Annotated in this window: 20 protein-coding genes; 13 read left to right on the top strand and 7 right to left on the bottom strand. The window is 64.3% G+C overall.

The window, feature by feature from the left end:
- Window positions 1-22 precede the first annotated feature (22 nt).
- From DIR46_RS04640 to DIR46_RS04620, 5 genes are all read left to right on the top strand, one after another.
- Window positions 23-556, top strand: a complete 534-nt coding sequence (locus DIR46_RS04640) for a ferritin-like domain-containing protein (protein WP_109344192.1) — start codon at window positions 23-25, stop codon at window positions 554-556.
- A gap of 91 nt (window positions 557-647) precedes the next feature.
- Window positions 648-992 (top strand): ElaB/YgaM/YqjD family protein, encoded by a 345-nt coding sequence (locus DIR46_RS04635; protein WP_229446495.1) that lies wholly within the window; start codon window positions 648-650, stop codon window positions 990-992.
- Window positions 993-1007: 15 nt separating this feature from the next.
- Window positions 1008-1394 carry a phage holin family protein gene (locus tag DIR46_RS04630; RefSeq protein WP_109344191.1) on the top strand — a complete coding sequence of 129 codons (387 nt, stop codon included), beginning with the start codon at window positions 1008-1010 and terminating at the stop codon, window positions 1392-1394.
- 168 nt (window positions 1395-1562) lie between these two features.
- Complete coding sequence (locus tag DIR46_RS04625) at window positions 1563-1946, top strand: hypothetical protein (protein WP_109344190.1); 384 nt, start codon at window positions 1563-1565, stop codon at window positions 1944-1946.
- Window positions 1947-2229: 283 nt separating this feature from the next.
- A complete protein-coding gene (locus tag DIR46_RS04620; protein WP_109344189.1) occupies window positions 2230-3372 on the top strand; it encodes a DUF3616 domain-containing protein in 1143 nt (380 codons plus the stop codon).
- Window positions 3373-3423: 51 nt separating this feature from the next.
- On the opposite strand, the gene DIR46_RS04615 is transcribed toward DIR46_RS04620, so the two are convergent.
- Both DIR46_RS04615 and DIR46_RS04610 read right to left on the bottom strand, forming a co-directional pair.
- Window positions 3424-3819 carry a hypothetical protein gene (locus DIR46_RS04615; RefSeq protein WP_109344188.1) on the bottom strand — a complete coding sequence of 132 codons (396 nt, stop codon included), beginning with the start codon at window positions 3817-3819 and terminating at the stop codon, window positions 3424-3426.
- Between the two features lie 30 nt (window positions 3820-3849).
- The gene (locus DIR46_RS04610) at window positions 3850-4314 is read right to left on the bottom strand and encodes an outer membrane lipoprotein (RefSeq protein WP_005671333.1); all 465 of its coding nucleotides are present in this window, start codon (window positions 4312-4314) and stop codon (window positions 3850-3852) included.
- Between the two features lie 273 nt (window positions 4315-4587).
- Between DIR46_RS04610 and DIR46_RS04605 the strand changes: the two genes are divergently transcribed.
- From DIR46_RS04605 to DIR46_RS04595, 3 genes are all read left to right on the top strand, one after another.
- Window positions 4588-5139 (top strand): hypothetical protein, encoded by a 552-nt coding sequence (locus tag DIR46_RS04605; protein ID WP_109344187.1) that lies wholly within the window; start codon window positions 4588-4590, stop codon window positions 5137-5139.
- An 84-nt stretch (window positions 5140-5223) separates the two neighbouring features.
- Window positions 5224-5538 (top strand): BON domain-containing protein, encoded by a 315-nt coding sequence (locus DIR46_RS04600; RefSeq protein ID WP_109344186.1) that lies wholly within the window; start codon window positions 5224-5226, stop codon window positions 5536-5538.
- Between the two features lie 44 nt (window positions 5539-5582).
- The gene (locus tag DIR46_RS04595) at window positions 5583-6830 is read left to right on the top strand and encodes an AI-2E family transporter (protein WP_109344185.1); all 1248 of its coding nucleotides are present in this window, start codon (window positions 5583-5585) and stop codon (window positions 6828-6830) included.
- Window positions 6831-6873: 43 nt separating this feature from the next.
- Here DIR46_RS04595 and DIR46_RS04590 read toward each other — a convergent pair whose 3' ends face one another.
- The 3 genes from DIR46_RS04590 to DIR46_RS27735 form a co-directional block, all read right to left on the bottom strand.
- Complete coding sequence (locus DIR46_RS04590; RefSeq protein ID WP_109344184.1) at window positions 6874-7788, bottom strand: YihY/virulence factor BrkB family protein; 915 nt, start codon at window positions 7786-7788, stop codon at window positions 6874-6876.
- Between the two features lie 61 nt (window positions 7789-7849).
- Entirely contained in the window at window positions 7850-8224 is a 375-nt protein-coding gene (locus tag DIR46_RS27740; RefSeq protein WP_307719128.1) for an OmpA family protein, read from the bottom strand.
- Complete coding sequence (locus tag DIR46_RS27735) at window positions 8221-8883, bottom strand: outer membrane beta-barrel protein (protein ID WP_307719127.1); 663 nt, start codon at window positions 8881-8883, stop codon at window positions 8221-8223. The genes DIR46_RS27740 and DIR46_RS27735 overlap by 4 nt, the downstream gene beginning before the upstream one ends.
- A 525-nt stretch (window positions 8884-9408) precedes the next feature.
- On the opposite strand from DIR46_RS27735, the gene DIR46_RS04580 reads away from it, so the two are divergent.
- The 5 genes from DIR46_RS04580 (at window position 9409) to phbB (ending at window position 13502) form a co-directional block, all read left to right on the top strand.
- On the top strand, window positions 9409-10032 hold the full coding sequence (locus DIR46_RS04580; protein WP_109344183.1) for a winged helix-turn-helix domain-containing protein: 624 nt from the start codon (window positions 9409-9411) through the stop codon (window positions 10030-10032).
- A gap of 228 nt (window positions 10033-10260) precedes the next feature.
- Window positions 10261-11007 (top strand): glutathione peroxidase, encoded by a 747-nt coding sequence (locus DIR46_RS04575; protein WP_109344182.1) that lies wholly within the window; start codon window positions 10261-10263, stop codon window positions 11005-11007.
- A 2-nt stretch (window positions 11008-11009) separates the two neighbouring features.
- Entirely contained in the window at window positions 11010-11897 is an 888-nt protein-coding gene (locus DIR46_RS04570; protein WP_109344181.1) for a M90 family metallopeptidase, read from the top strand.
- A gap of 123 nt (window positions 11898-12020) precedes the next feature.
- Window positions 12021-12575: a hypothetical protein gene (locus DIR46_RS04565; RefSeq protein WP_109344180.1), complete on the top strand. Its 555-nt coding sequence runs from the start codon at window positions 12021-12023 to the stop codon at window positions 12573-12575.
- 159 nt (window positions 12576-12734) lie between these two features.
- Complete coding sequence (gene phbB / locus DIR46_RS04560; RefSeq protein ID WP_109344179.1) at window positions 12735-13502, top strand: acetoacetyl-CoA reductase; 768 nt, start codon at window positions 12735-12737, stop codon at window positions 13500-13502.
- Window positions 13503-13547: 45 nt separating this feature from the next.
- Here the strand turns inward: phbB and DIR46_RS04555 are convergent, their stop codons facing one another.
- Together DIR46_RS04555 and DIR46_RS04550 are read right to left on the bottom strand one after the other, a co-directional pair.
- Window positions 13548-14165 carry a hypothetical protein gene (locus DIR46_RS04555; RefSeq protein ID WP_109344178.1) on the bottom strand — a complete coding sequence of 206 codons (618 nt, stop codon included), beginning with the start codon at window positions 14163-14165 and terminating at the stop codon, window positions 13548-13550.
- A 10-nt stretch (window positions 14166-14175) separates the two neighbouring features.
- Window positions 14176-15027, bottom strand: coding sequence for a hypothetical protein (locus DIR46_RS04550; protein ID WP_109344177.1), 852 nt, complete (start codon window positions 15025-15027; stop codon window positions 14176-14178).
- Window positions 15028-15317 lie beyond the last annotated feature (290 nt).

Below are 15317 nucleotides of genomic sequence, written 5' to 3'. Positions count from 1 at the left end.
GAACACTGATTAAGGAACTACCATGGAACAAACGAACAACCTGGCACACGGCTTCGACATCTCGGCGATTCGCCGCGCGGCGGCCAACCTCGACGACGGCGCCGTCACCGAGGGCTACCAGGCCGACCGCGAAGCGGTCATCGCGATGCTCAACGACGCCCTGGCCACCGAACTGCTGTGCGTGATGCGCTACAAGCGCCATTACTACACGGTGGCCGGCCCCAACACGGGCCACATCAAGGCCGAGTTCCTCGAGCACGCCCAGCAGGAGCAGGAACACGCCGACCGCATCGCCGAACGTATCGTGCAGCTCAACGGCTCGCCGAACTTCAACCCGGCCACGTTCGCCGCGCGCAGCCACGCCGAGTACGACGAGTCCGACGACGTGCAGGCGATGGTGCGGGCCGACCTGATCGCCGAACGGGTGGCGATCGAATCCTACCGCCAGATGATCGCGGCGATCGGCGACAAGGATCCGACCACGCGCAATATGCTCATCGACATCATGTCGGTCGAAGAAGAGCATGCCGACGATATGCGCGACCTGATGGCGTGAGTCGTCAGTCCCGTCACTGGCCAGGGCCCCGGCCCTGGCCAGTGACGGGCGTTTGCGTCCGTTTTCTTGATTTTAGTGACAGGAGTAGAACATGCTAGAAACTTCCCGCAATACCAACGGCAGCATGCACCCGATCAGCGGCAGCACCTATGCAACCCAGTCCGACATGAAGGCGCTGGTGCGCGATGCCCAGTCGATGCTGACCGCCGCCGCTTCGCTGACCGGCGAAAAGGCCGAGGAACTGCGCGCGCGCGGCATGGAGCTGCTCGACCGCGCCCTGGGCGGCGCCAGCCTGCTGCCGACCCAGGCTGTGGAAAAGGGCAAGGAACTGGCCCACACCGCCGATGTCTACGTCAAGGACAATCCGTGGCGCACGATGGCGATCGCGGCCGGCGTCGGTGTGCTGCTCGGCATCCTGCTGAGCCGCAAGCAATAAGGCCGGGGAGCTGACGTGGATAAACAAGACGCGATCGTCCGTAACCCTGGTGTCATCAGCGGTATTTCCAGCCTCTTCAAGAGCCTGTTCGGGCTGGCGGTCTCGCGCGTCGAACTGGCGGCGCTCGAGCTGTCCGAGATCCGCAACCACGTGATCGAGCTGCTGGCCATCTTCGCGGCTGCCGTGCTGGCGGTCTGGTTTGCCATCGCTTTCGGCGCGATGACGGTGGTCGCGCTGGCATGGGAATCGATGGGCTGGACCATCCTGCTGATCATGTTCGCGGTCTTCGCCCTGATCACGGCGGTGCTGGTGACGAAGGGGCTGGCGCTGCTCAAGCAGAACAAGCTGGCCTTCCCGGCGACGATGAAAGAACTCAAGAACGACCGCGAGATGTTGATGTAAGGGCAGCTGGAAAAACCGTCGCGAGCGGCGGCAGTTCCGGTCGACAAGCGCAGCTGTACTTGAGGTACAGCTGAGGTACATCGAACATCGCAGACCTACGGCCCGACCGGAAATGCAATGCGCAGCAGGTTTTTCGATGTGCCGTAAGCGATCACCAAGGGAGAAGGTATGCAGAATCAAAACGGAACGACAGGATTGGCAGGTCACCAGCACAGCCTGGATCCGGCGGTGCGCAAGGCGGAGCTGTTGCGTGAGGGCGAATTCTTCCGCGCAGGCGTGGCGCACGCCAAGGCCAGCATCCAGTACGGCATCAAGCCCGAAGTCATGCTGCATTCGGCGATGGATCACGCGACCTGGGCCTTGCGTGCCAGGGCCGATGCCATGCTGAAGCCCACCGGAACCAATGTGTCGGTCCTGTTGCCATATGCGCTGGGCGTGATCAATTTCGTGCGCCAGCGCCGGATGGGCAAGCAAGCGGCGGGCGCCGCCCTGGTGCTGGGCGCACTGGGCTGGTACGTCAATCGCAAACGGGCGCGGCAAATACCAGAATAAGGGTAAGCTGTCTTCGACACGTTGGCGCAGGGAGGTTGCGGCAACCGCCAGCCGGAACATGGGCTGGAACAGCTGCAGCATGAATATGAACGATCGCGCCGCCACCAAGAACGACAGGGCGGATCGTGTTGTACGGAATATGGTGGGGCTTGAGCGGCGTCGCAATCGGGGATTGGACGCCGTCTTTTTTTGTCGGCTGTCCCTATAACGCACGCAGCGGCTGGCGGTTGACGCGCCGTGAGCAGGCGCTGGGTCATGCCGTCGTCAAATCGCGAGGCGCAGCATGCATCCGTCCAATATCGTCCTGCTCGAATTCCATCCTGAACGCGATGACCTCAGCCCCGACAAGGAATTGCGCAATGGCCTGTCGGTGGCCCTGCGCATGGGCGATACCTTGTGGCTGGCCAACGACGAGTCGCTCAGCATCGAGCGCCTGACGCTGGCGGCCGAGGACAGTCGCGGCAAGACCAGTTTTACGCGCGCACACCGCCAGTTCGCGTTGCACGACTTCCTGCAGCTGCCCCTGCCGCCGCATGAGGAGGGAAGCAAGCGCATCAACGAAGCCGATATCGAGGGCCTGGCCAGCGACGGCGACTACCTGTGGCTGACCGGCTCGCACAGCCTGCGCCGCAAGCGGCCGGACGAGGGCGACGGCGTGCGGCGCACGCACAAGCGCCTGGCCAGCGTCAGCGCCGACGGCAACCGCTACCTGCTGGCGCGCATCCCCCTCGTCAGGCAGGACGGCGGCTTCACACTGCAGAAGGAAGCCGTGGACAAGGGCAGGCGGCGCACCGCGGCGCTGCTGCGCGGCGACGAGCACGGCAACGAATTGACGGGGCTGTTGCGGCAGGACGAGCACTTCGGTCCCTTCCTGGCCATTCCCGGCAAGGACAATGGTTTCGATATCGAGGGCATCGCCCTGGCCGGCAAGCATGTGCTGCTGGGCCTGCGTGGCCCGGTGCTGCGCGGCTGGGCCGCGATCGTCGAAGTGGCGCCGGTCGAGGATGGCGAAGAGGGCTGGCTGCGGCTGGCGCCGCTCGACGACGAAGGCGCCCTGTACCGCAAGCATTTCCTCGACCTGGACGGACTGGGCATCCGCGACCTGTGCGTGCAAGGCAAGGATCTCCTGATCCTGGCCGGGCCGACGATGGACCTCGACGGGCCGGTGACCCTGTTGCGCTGGCCCGGCGGGGCGCGGCCCGACAAGGCCTCGGTGGTGAGCCGGGGCCAGCTGGAACACGTGCTGTCGCTGCCGTTCGGACACGGCGTCGACCATCCGGAAGGCATCTCGCTGTTTTCGAGCCAGGAAGGACGCGAAGAGGGGCTGCTGGTGGTGCACGATGCGGCCTCGCCCAGCCGCCAGATCGGCGACAGCATCCTGGTGGCCGACGTGTATCCGCTGCCGCCGCGGCGCAAGAAGAAATAGGCGAAAAAAAGCGGCCATCGGAGTGGCCGCTTTCGCTGGTGCGCCTGGAACCTATTGCCGCGGCATCGGCTTGCCGAGCTGCGCCGTCTCGCGCTGCCAGGTGGCGCGCGCCTCTTGCATGCACGACTTGCGTTCTGCCGCGGGCGCCTTGCGGCAGGCGTTCTGCGCTTCCTGCAGCGCCGCGCCGAGCTCCTTGCGCAGCGTTTGCTGCGCCGGATCGTCGCGGTACCAGCGCGGTGGATCGCCTTTGGCGATTTCCTGGGCCTGCTGCCGGGCGACGGTCGGGTTGACGGCGGCGTCGGTGCCGGCTTGCGCGGTTTCTTGGGCCGATGCGTGGGCCGATGCGTGGGCCGATGCCTGGGCCGATGCGTGGGCGGATGCCGCGAAGGCGGCGCCGGCCAGTGCACAGGCGCAGGCGCCGCGCATGATGCGGGTGAGAGTAGCCATGCTTGCCTCCAGCTGTCTGATACCGCTGGATCAGTAGCGGTAGACGCGGCCGTCGACGATGCGCACGCGGTTGCCCACGCGCAGATCATAGGCGCTGTCCTGGGTCACGGCGCGGTATTCGCCGTTATCCATGCGCATATTGATCTGGTACATCTCCGGGCCTGCGGCGTTGCGGTTCTTCTCGACGTTGTTGCCAACGACGGCGCCAGCCAGGCCGCCGGCCACGGTCGCCGCAGTTCGGCCGCTGCCGCTACCGATCTGGCTGCCGGCCAGTGCGCCGACCACACCGCCCAGCACGCCGCCGGCGCCGCTGGTGCGGTTCTCGCCCTGGACCACCTGGATCGATTCGATCACGCCGTAGCCGGCCGAGGCGGTGCTGCTGCCCGAGCCGTATCCATTGTTGTAGCCGTAGGGCTGGGAGCTGTTGCTGGCGCAGCCAGTGAGAAGCGCGCCGGTCGCCAGCAGGGCGACGATAAATTTACGGTTAGCATTCATGTTGTTCTCCTGACAAAAGTATATGTCCAGAATAGTCAGGTGCCCAATGAGGGTCTGTGCGTTGCCGCACCCACCTTGTTTGGAGAGTAGAGCCGGCCGCGATCGCGCTTTTAGCGATGGGCGGCGCGTCCGATCGCGGCTGGCGGCTCTTTCTGAATCTACTCATTTGTATGCGCGGGCCAACAGTCTGTTGCTTGTGTTCGGCATCGAACAGAAGCCGGTTGCGCGGCATGTAAAGATGTCTCCAATGTTGACAAATGGAGAACAAAAACAATGAAGACGTCCCACGTGCTCCTTCTGATCGGTGCAGCCCTCGGCTGGGCTGGCCAGGCTGTCGCCCAGCAGCCGGCGCCGGAGCCGAAGACCGTCTATCAACAGGCGATGGATGCCGCCGAAGCTTCCTACGACGCAGCCAAGGCGCGCTGCGATGCGGTGGCTGGTGTCCCGCACGAGATTTGCGTCGCCGACGCTAAAGCCGCCCGCGTGCGTGTCGAGGAAGAAGCGGGCGCCGCCTACAAGAACACGCTGGCGGCCTATACCCAGGCGCGCATGCGCATCGCCTCGGCCTATTACGAGCGCGACAAGACGCGTTGCGGCGCCGCGCTCGGCAACGACCGTGAAGTATGCCAGCGCCAGGCCAAGGCGACCCTGGTGGCCAGCCAGGCCGACGCCCGCGCCGACCGCAAGGCGATCGAGGCGCGCCTCGAAGCGCAGGACGCCAGGATCGATGCCGAATACCGCGTCGCACTGCAGAAGTGCGATGCCTTCGCCGGTGACGTCAAGGAAGGGTGCGTCAGCACCACCCGGACGGCCTACGGCAAATGAAAGAACCTGCGGGCCGGATTGCCGGCGCCGCCCAACCCGCCCGCAAGGGTATTGCACCACCATGACTATCAATAAGGAGCCATCATGAAAATCGCCAAGAACCTCATTTCCGCCGCTTTCGTCGCCACCGTCGCCATCACCGCCGTCGGCTGCTCGTCGACCAACCAGCAAGCCAGCACCGGCGAATACGTCGACGATACCGTGATCACCACCAAGGTCAAGGCTGCCCTGATCAACGACCCGAACGTGAAGGCACGCGAAGTCAACGTCGAAACCTTCAAGGGCGACGTCCAGCTGTCGGGCTTCGTGGCCGATGCCCGCGACGCGCAGCGCGCCGTCGAAATCGCCCGTGGCGTCAAAGGCGTGACTTCGGTCAAGAACGACATTCGTGTGAAATAATATACGGGTAACCGGGGCGGCCCGGCATCTCGTTCAGGCAAACCATGCAGCTAGCACCAACCGATCCGGCCATGCCGGCAGCTTCCAACCCTTCGCCTGAACCAGCCGCCCCTCCTGGCGACGCCGCCCGCGCGGAAACGCGCGCGGCTGGCGACGACTTCGCCTTGCACATCGGCGGCATGCGTGTACCGCTGCACGTCAATGCACGCGGACTGTCGCTCGGCATCCTCGCCACCATCGCCTTCGTGTTCGCGCTCCAGTGGGCGCAGAAATTCTTCGTGCCGCTGCTGCTCGGCATCCTGATCGCCTATACCCTCAATCCCGTCGTGCGCTGGCTCGAACGCTGGCACATCAAGCGCATCATCGGCGCCACCCTGGTCACGGCCGTGATCGTGGGCGCGATGGCGGGCACCCTGTACCGGCTGCAGGGCGAGTTCTTCAACATTCTCGACGAATTGCCGACGCTGACCCACAAGGTCACGCGCATCCTTACCAATACCAGCGGCCAGCGCTCGACCCTGCAGCAGATGCAGGCGGCGGCGGCCGAAATCGAGCGCGCCGCAAGCAATGTCGGCGCCGACGCCAAGCGCCTGGCGCAGCAGCGGCGCCAGTATCCGCCGCCGGCCGCCGCCGCGAGTTCGCCGATCCGCGTGATGGACTGGGTGCTGGCCGGCTCGATGAGCCTGGCCGCCTTCATGTCGCAGGCGACCATGGTCGTGTTCCTGGTGTTCTTCCTGCTGCTGGCGGGCGACACTTTCAAGCGCAAGCTGGTCAAGCTCACCGGCCCCTCGCTCACGCGCAAGAAAGTCACGGTCCATATCCTCGACGACATCAATACCTCGATCCAGAGCTATATGTTCATGCTCCTGGTGACCAATATCCTGCTCGCCCTCATGATGTGGGGCGCGCTGCGCCTGATCGGCCTCGAGAACGCAGGCGCCTGGGCCGCCTTCGCCGGCGTGGCCCACCTGATGCCGTATTTCGGTCCCCTCGTCATCACGGTCGCGACCGGGATGGCGGCCTTCCTGCAGTTCGAGACCCTGAGCATGGTGATGCTGGTGGCCGGCGCTTCGCTGGTGATCGCGACCCTGGTGGGCATGGTCGTCGCCACCTGGATGACCGGCAAGATCGCGCGCATGAATCCGGCCGCGGTCTTCGTCAGCCTGCTGTTCTGGGGCTGGTTGTGGGGCGTATGGGGCTTGCTGCTCGGCGTGCCGGTGGTGATGGTGCTGAAGGTGGTGGCCGAGCGGGTCGAGGGGATGGAAGTGGTGTCGGAGCTGCTGGGAGAATAATCCGGGTGGGGTGAAAAGGCGCTGCCTCCCACCCCACAATGCCTCAGGCCGTCCTGGCCTTCGGTTCGACGCCCGTGATTTCCTTCGGCTTGTTGTGCAAGCTACCCATTTGCAGGGCGTACTGGCGCGCGAATTCGGCGCCCAGGAAGAAGATCTGCGCCGAATAATACACCCACAGCAGCAGGGCGATCAGCGAACCGGCGGCGCCGAAGCTGTCGGTGGTGCCGCTGTTGCCGATATACAGCCCGATCCCGAATTTACCCAGCGTGAACATCGCGGCGGTGCCGAGCGCGCCGATGGTGACGTCCTTCCACGACAGCCGCACGCGCGGCAGCAGCTTGTAGATCACGCCGAACAGCGTGGCGATGACCAGGAAGCCGATGCCGGAGGCGATCCAGCCCATGACGATGGCGGCTTCCTGCCACACACCGGTGATGAACTTCTCGGCCACCGTGGTGGCGGCGCTGACGACCAGGGACACCATCAGCAGGAAACCCAACACCAGGACCATGCCGAACGACAGCAGGCGGGTGCGGATCGTATTCCAGATGCCGGCGTCCGGCGGCGCCGGCAGGCCCCAGATCTCGTCCAGGCTGTCCTTCAGCTCGGAAAACACGGTGGTGGCGCCGACGATCAGCAGCACGGTGGCGACGATCGTGGCGAAGCGGCCCGTTTCCTTGTTCTGGGCGCCGGCCAGGATCGCCTGGACCGTGTCCGCCCCCTGCGCACCCAGCAGCCCGCGCAGCTCGGCCAGCAACTGGCCTTGCGCCGCTTCCTCGCCATAGAAGAAACCGGCGACGGCGATCACCAGCACCAGGATCGGCGCCAGCGAGAACAGGGTGTAGAAGGCCAGTGCCGCTCCCTTGCTGGAGGCGCGGTGGTCCAGCCATTCCGTTACCGCGCAGCGCAGGACTTTCAGAATCTGGTGCGTGTAAGGGAACCATTTTTTTTCTGCCATATCCCATCCTCCAAATGAAAAGGGGCCGAAGCCCCCCGAATAAGCGTTACCGCCTAAGCGATTACTGTTGCACCGGCACTTCGACCGTGATCTGGTCGACTTCGACGCGGCGGTTCGGTTCCAGGCAAGCGATCAGCTGAGCGCGGTTTTTCTGGTTGCACTCGACCAGCGGGTTGGCTTCGCCCTTGCCGACGGCGCGCAGGCGGTTGCCGTCGATGCCCTTGCCGACCAGGTATTCGCGCACGGCGTTGGCGCGGCGCTCCGACAGCTTCTGGTTGTAGGCTTCCGAACCCAGGCGGTCGGTGTAGCCGGTGATTTCGACGTTGGTGACCGAGGTGTCGGCCTGCAGGGCAGCGGCGATCTCGTCCAGCTTCGGCGCCGGGGTGATCACTTCAGCCTTGTCGAAGGCGAACAGCTTGGTGGCTTCCAGGGTCACTTTCTGGAAACGCGTGCTGGTGGTGGTGGCGGTTCGACTGGCGCCGGTGCTGGAGGCGGCGCCTCGACCACTGGGGCTGGAGCCGGTGCCGGTGGTGCTGGCGGCGGGTTGAACGCGTAGTTCAGGCCGACGGTCAGCATCTTGTTGTTGCTGCGCTTGAAGCCGAATTCTTCGTCATCACGCAGGAAGCCGCGCACGGTGCGCAGGTCGGCTTGCAGCGACCATTGCGGGGTCAGGCTCGCCTGGAAACCGATACCGACGGTGGCGTATGGCGAGTTTTTCTCGACGAAGCGGCCGACGACGCGGTTCTCAACCTTGTCACGCTCGGCGCCCAGGCCGAACAGGACGAACGGACGGAAGCGATCGCGGCTCAGCATCAGCAGGGCGTCGACGCCCAGCAGGGTCTGGCGATAGTCGTTGATGCCTTGCTCGAAGCGGGTCTGGCTGGCGCCGATCTGGATATCCCAGTTCTGGTGCACCGCCTTACCGAACTTCAGGCCGCCACCGGTGTCGCGATCGTCCACGCCGAAGTCCGCATCCGGCTTCACGTGGTTGACGCTTGGCTGGATGTACCACGATGGGTTGATCTCTTGGGCGAGGGTGGCGCTGGATGCGCACAGCAGTGCAGCGGCCAGGGCGATCTTCTTGGTATTGTTCACAGGTAACTCCCGTAGGTTAAAAGTTGATGACAACGCATACGTCAGCTGCGATGTGGGATAAAGAATAACAGTGCAAGTTCCAAAAGCTCGGTGCGGTAGCGCACCCAACGTGGAAAGGCTGTGCGATTTTACAACAGTGGTAAAAACTCTACATTTCCAAGATGAAACGAACTGTAACGACGCTGTCATGTGCCGAGTGTGCGTGCCGTGCGCAAGGATTGTCACCCGGCTGTCATATCGACATATTTACATTAGGTGGGTGACAGGACATCCTGACATTGTCATGTGGTGCATGCATGCACTGCGAAAGAAGGCTTGCATTTTTTGTATCGTCACTTGCTGGACAGGGCAGGATAAAAAATGCTTTTAGGAATGTTGTCGAATGTTGGATGGCGCACAGACCATGATGTCTGATGCAGGCAATCTTGAGCCCAGTTAAGCGGAACCGAGATGTTGTCAGGGTGTCATACGGCACACAGCGACCCGGACCACACAGTCTCACTCTCTATATTGGAGCTCATCGATATGCATGCAACGACTCAGCACAACGCGGCCCCAGGCGAAACCGGCGCAGTGCACACTTCCGGCAATTCGGCGCTGATCGAGCGCGTCCCACCACAACCGACCGAGCGCGCCCCGATTTCGCTGGCCCCGATCGAGCGTGTGCGTTCGACCTCGGCCACCCAGCGTCGCATCGAAAACATGCAAAAGCTGATCAACGAGCTGTCGAACCACGAAATGCTGGCCGACGAGATCGCATGGTTCCTCAAATTCTCGCCGTCGGGCGCCCGCAAGTACATCCGCGACCTGCGCGAAGCCGGCGTGATCGAACTGGCGCGCTATATCGAAGGCACCGCCACCTACCTGGGCAAGGCCGTGTACCAGATTTCGCCAGATCCAGAGCGCGTCAAGGCCTTCCTGGCCGCCATCTGCCAGCCGAAGCGCGAGGGCGCCGCTCCACGCAAGGAGCGTCCAGGCCTGCGCGAACAGAATATGGCCGGCAGCGGCCGCCATTTCCACATCCTGGCCGATGACACCCATTACGCCATCCGCGTGAACCGCAGCCCGGTCGCGCGCGACCCGCTGGTGGCTGCACTGTTCGGCCCGGCGCCAGGCCAGAACGCCGCAACCGCCAAGGAACGCGCCTGAGTGCGCGCCCGGGACCGCTGCGGTAGAGACCCGCAGCGGCTCCGGTTCGACGATCGCTGTCGTCATTTTTGCCGCGCTTCATGCGCGGCTTTGTTTTTATGCGGCCACCATGCAGGGCCCTTCAGGTAACCAACTTATTGCACCTCCTGTGTTGAAAACCGGTCAATAATCCTCACCTGTCTGCCATGCCGCCGCTCAGCCGGCGGGTTCAACCAGATAGGAGTGACGATGTTACCGAGTGCCGAATCGCTGGAAGGCAAACCAGTCCCGAACGTGGTCTTCAAGGCCAGGCCCGACGACCAATGGCGTGATCTCAGTTCCGACGAGCTGTTCAGGGGCCGCACGGTCGTCGTGTTTTCCCTGCCAGGCGCCTTCACACCAACCTGTTCCTCGACCCATTTGCCGCGCTATAACGAACTGGCGCCGGTGCTGCGCTCGCATGGCGTGGACGACATCCTGTGCGTCTCGGTCAACGATGCGTTCGTGATGAACCAGTGGAAGGCCGGCCAGGACGCGGCCAATATCACGGTCATCCCGGATGGCAACGGCGACTTCACCGAGGGCATGGGCATGCTGGTCGACAAGCGCGAGCTGGGCTTCGGCCGCCGCTCATGGCGCTATTCGATGCTGGTGCGGGATGGCGTGATCGAGAAAATCTTCATCGAACCGGAGCGCGAAGGCGATCCGTTCGAGGTGTCGGACGCCGATACCATGCTGGCCTACCTGGCGCCGGATGCCGAAGTGCCGGAACCGGTGGTCATGTTCTCGCGGCCCGGCTGCCCCCATTGCGCCCGCGCCAAGCAGGCGCTGCGCGACAACGACATCCACTATACCGATATCTCCGAAGACCAGAAGATCAATACCATCGTCCTGCGCGGCGTCTCCGGTCACATGACCTGGCCGCAAGTCTTCGTCGGCGGCGAGCTGATCGGCGGCGCCGACGAGGTGCAAGCCTGGCTGGCCGGCAAGGCCTGACCATGGAAGCCATCGCAGTCGGTACGCTGGGCCTGGCCGTGCTGGCGGCCTGGCTGTGGCCGAAGTGGCGCCTGCGGCAGGCGCTGGCGCGGCCCTTGGCGGCCTCCCATGCCGCCATCCTGGCGCGCAACCTCGCCCAATACCGGGCGATGGACGAGGGGCAGCGCCGGCGCCTGCAGCGCATGGTCCAGCAATTCCTGCACGAGAAGAAATTCGTCGGCTGCGCCGGCCTGGACGTCACCGACGAGATGCGGGTGACGATCGCGGGCCAGGCCTGCCTGCTGTTGCTGGGGCGGGTCGGCGACACGGGCCAGTCCGCCATCTATCCCACGCTCGACCTGATCCTGGTCTATCCCGGCGCCTTCCTGGCGCCGCGCAAGCAGGTCGACGTGTCCGGCGTGGTAACCGAGGAACGCCAGGACTTGCTGGGCGAATCCTGGGGCGATGGCCGCGTGATCCTGTCGTGGGACCATGTGCGGCGCGCCGGCCATGCCGACTCGGCCGGCCACAACGTGGTGCTGCACGAATTCGCCCACCAGCTCGACAGCGAGTCGGGCAATACGAATGGCGCCCCCTACCTGGGCAGCAGCGAGCGTTACCGCAGCTGGTCCGAAGTGCTGTCACGCGACTACGCCAACCTGCGCCAGGAGGCCATGTGGGGCATGCAGGGCGTGCTCGATCACTATGGCGCGACCAATCCGGCCGAGTTCTTCGCGGTGGCCACCGAAAGCTTCTTCGAGCAGCCGCACCAGCTGGCGGCGCGCCATCCGGCCCTGTACGAGGAATTCCTCAAGTATTACCGGATCGATCCACGTCAATGGCAGAGCGCTCCACCGCCCCCGGCGGAGGAACCGCCGAGCTATGGGGTGGTCTATGGACAGTGGCGGTAGCAGGGTACTATCGGTGGCAATGAGCAGCGTGCGATCGCGTACAGAGCGGCCGGCGCGGCCCGCGTACGCTTGAGCTACCGTTTTGCCACCTATTTGCCACGTAAAATTGGGGAGGAATCGCCGATGTCCACCATCATCGCAGGACGTTTCCAGCTTCAGGACGACGTCGACCGTGCGCGCGGCGCCCTGGTCGATGCCGGATTCGATGCCGACCGCATCAGCGGGTTCTACCTGAACCAGCCCGGCCAGCACGATATGACGCCCATCGGCGGCGACCACATCCAGTCGCCCGGCGCCAAGGAGGCGCCCGAAGGCGTGGTGAAGGGCGTGGCCACCGGCGGCGCCGTCGGCGCGGCCGTGGGCGCCGCCACCTCGCCCGTCACCGGGCCGCTGGGTCCGGTGGTCGGTGGACTGGTGGGCGGCCACATCGGCTCGCTCTTCAGCTTCAGCAAGATGAAAGAGCGGGGCGAACCCGAAGAGGGCGGCGAGAACGCCGTGCCGCCGCGTCAGGCCGGCATGCTGGTGGCGGTCGCCTTCGACGATCCCGACCTGCAGGCGCGCGCCGTCGACCTGCTGCGCCAGCTGGGCGCCCACCACATCGAGCGGGCCCAGGGCAATATTGTCGGTGGCGACTGGGCCGATTTCGATCCCGGCAGCAGGCCCGACATCATCGCTTGAACCGCCAGGGAGCGGCGCACCGCGTTGGCTGCGCTGTTCGTTGCACCTCGGCTTTGCCTCCTTCACACTTGATCCTAATCAACAGCCTGCTGTTGTCGTTTCCCTACACTCGGATGCTCGCAGTCGCGCCATTGGCGCCAACGAGAACAGGAGGTCGACATGGCAGGAGACAAGGTAGCACGGCAAGAGAGGCGGGTAGCCCTGGTGACGGGGGCGATGGGTGGGCTGGGCACGGCATTGTGCCGGCGCCTGTATGCGGAGGGCGTCCTGGTGGCGGCAACCCATTCGCCGCAGAATGCGCGCCGCGACGCCTGGCTGGCTGCCCAGGAGGCGGACGGCGTCAAGGTGCGGGCCTACGAGCTCGACGTTACCAACGGCAATGCCTGCCAGAGTGTGGTGCGCCGGGTGCTGGACGACTTCGGCCGGATCGACGTCCTGGTCAATAACGCCGGCATCACGCGCGACCGCAGCATGCGCAAGATGAGCCAGGAAGACTGGCATGCGGTGATGGGCGCCAATCTCGACAGTGTGTTCAATATGACCCGGCCGGTGCTTGAGACGATGATCGCGCAGTGCTGGGGACGCATCATCAATATCTCTTCGATCAATGGCCAGCAAGGCGCCTTCGGTCAGGCTAATTACGCTGCGGCAAAGGCGGGCATGCATGGCTTCACCAAGTCGCTGGCGCTGGAAGTGGCGCGCCACGGCATCACGATCAACACGGTCTCGCCCGGCTACCTTGACACCGCCATGGTGGAAAAAGTGCCGCAGGACGTGCTGCGCGACCGCATCCTGCCCCAAATCCCCGTCGGCAGGCTGGGCAAGCCGGCGGAAGTGGCGGGGCTGGTGGCCTATCTGGTGTCGGACCTGGCGGGTTATCTGACTGGTGCCAATATCGCCATCAATGGCGGGCAGCATATGTACTGAGGGTAGGGGCCGCCATGCGGCGGCCACCTGGTCGGCATCCGCGGTTCAGGCCGCGGCCGTCGGCGGCGTCGGCGTGAGCGCATCGAGGGTGGTGCTGTGCAGCTGGATTTTCTCGATGGCCAGCACGATCGGCGTCGGCTGGCCGGCGGCGACGGCGCCGGCCAGGGACAGCAGGCCGCCGACGAGACCAGTGACTTCGCCGATCACGCCGATGCGCCGGATTTTTTCGGCGGCGGCGGCGGTGAGGGCATTGAGCCGGCTTTGCGGCTGGCCCAGGCCCTGGATGACGAAGGCGGCGGCGTCGGCATACAAGGTATTGGCGCGCTGGCGCAACACCATTTCATCGTCCAGCAGGCGGCGCATGGCGTCCTGCACCGGGACGGGGACGCCGCGGTCGTCGTAGCTGCGGATCTCGCGCAGGATGCGTTCGTGCAGGCGGTCGGCGATCGTCGACAGGCCATCGGCCAGTTCGACCACCTGCTGCATGCTGGACAGGCCGCCGCGGTCGCCAGCACCGTCAGTGGTCCTGATGGCGTCGCCTTTGGCATTGGCGGTTGGAGCGGCCTGGGCGCTGGCGGTAGTGGTGGCCTGGGGCGGAGTTGCACCATCCTGCGCGGCATCCGCATCCGAGGGGGTGGTCTTGTCGTGTGATGGCTCCTGCATGACGTCCTCCTCAATCGCCGTTCAGCCCATCGCGGATCATGCGCAGGTCGCGGGCGTAGCCGGCGAGCATGCGCCGCGTCTCGTCGCCCGTCAGCTTGTTCATGTTCTCGCGCATCTTCTGGTGGCCGAGCGCCACCTTGGTCAAGCCTTGCAAGGCCAGCTCGTAGCGGCGGTCGATCAGCTTGTACTCGGTCGACTTGTTCAGGTAGTGCACCTTGGCCAGGGTGACGAGCATGCGATCGGTGTTGCGGTTGGAAAACGGAAGCTCCACATCGAAGATGCCGAGCACGGTCTTCTTCTCATTCTCGTTGGTCTTGTAATAGAGGCGGGTGAGCGAGATCATGGCGTCGAGCAGCACCTGCACATCCGCATCGCCGTCACGCACCATGGTGTCGACGCTGCGGTTCTGGTAACCCGAGGCGATCACGCGCGTGAGCAGCCGGGTCATCCCCGTGTACGCCGCCACATGCCGCTGCTGCAAGCCGGATTCCGCATTCGCCTTGAGCCCATTGCCAAGGTCATCGATGCGCTCCGACAAATCGTAGCGACCGTCGCCCGCAAGCAGGCTGAGCGTTTGCATATACAGGACCAGCGTCTTCTGGATGGCGACGAAGTCGTCATGCACGGCGCGCCGCCGCACATCGTTCTCGCGCGCGATGCGTTCGGCCTGCGGCGACAGATAGGGCTGCTCGCGCTCGTAGGTGTCGCGATACCGCCGCGACAACTCCGCATAGCCGCCCAGCTTGGCCGAGGCATCCGCGAATTCGCGCACCTCCTGCAAGCTGACCGACCCCTGCGAAGCGCAGCCGCCGAGCAGCACGCCAAGCCCCACCACCAGCCCCACCGCAAGTCGACGCAGCATCACGATCCTCCCGCCCGCCAGCCCTAAAACCCCATTCTTCCAAACCCCCAACGCCCCACCTTGCCAATTATCAATTCCCCTGGTAATCCACCCTCACCACCCTACAATCAGGGTCAGAGTAGAATTAAATGATAACTTTCGAAGTTGTCAAACAATTCTACTTTGACCCTGATTACTGAGTAAGTGATTAAGGGAATGCGTGCCTTGCCGCGTTTCCGCTGCCAAGTTTAATCATAGCTATTGGCCAATAATTCGACGCTGACCCTGATTAATTAGAGGGGCAAAAATAG

It is taken from the genome of Massilia oculi (assembly GCF_003143515.1).
GTDB lineage: Bacteria > Pseudomonadota > Gammaproteobacteria > Burkholderiales > Burkholderiaceae_D > Telluria > Telluria oculi.
Note: the sequence above shows the minus strand (reverse complement) of the source record. Positions and strands in the feature narration are given on the sequence as shown.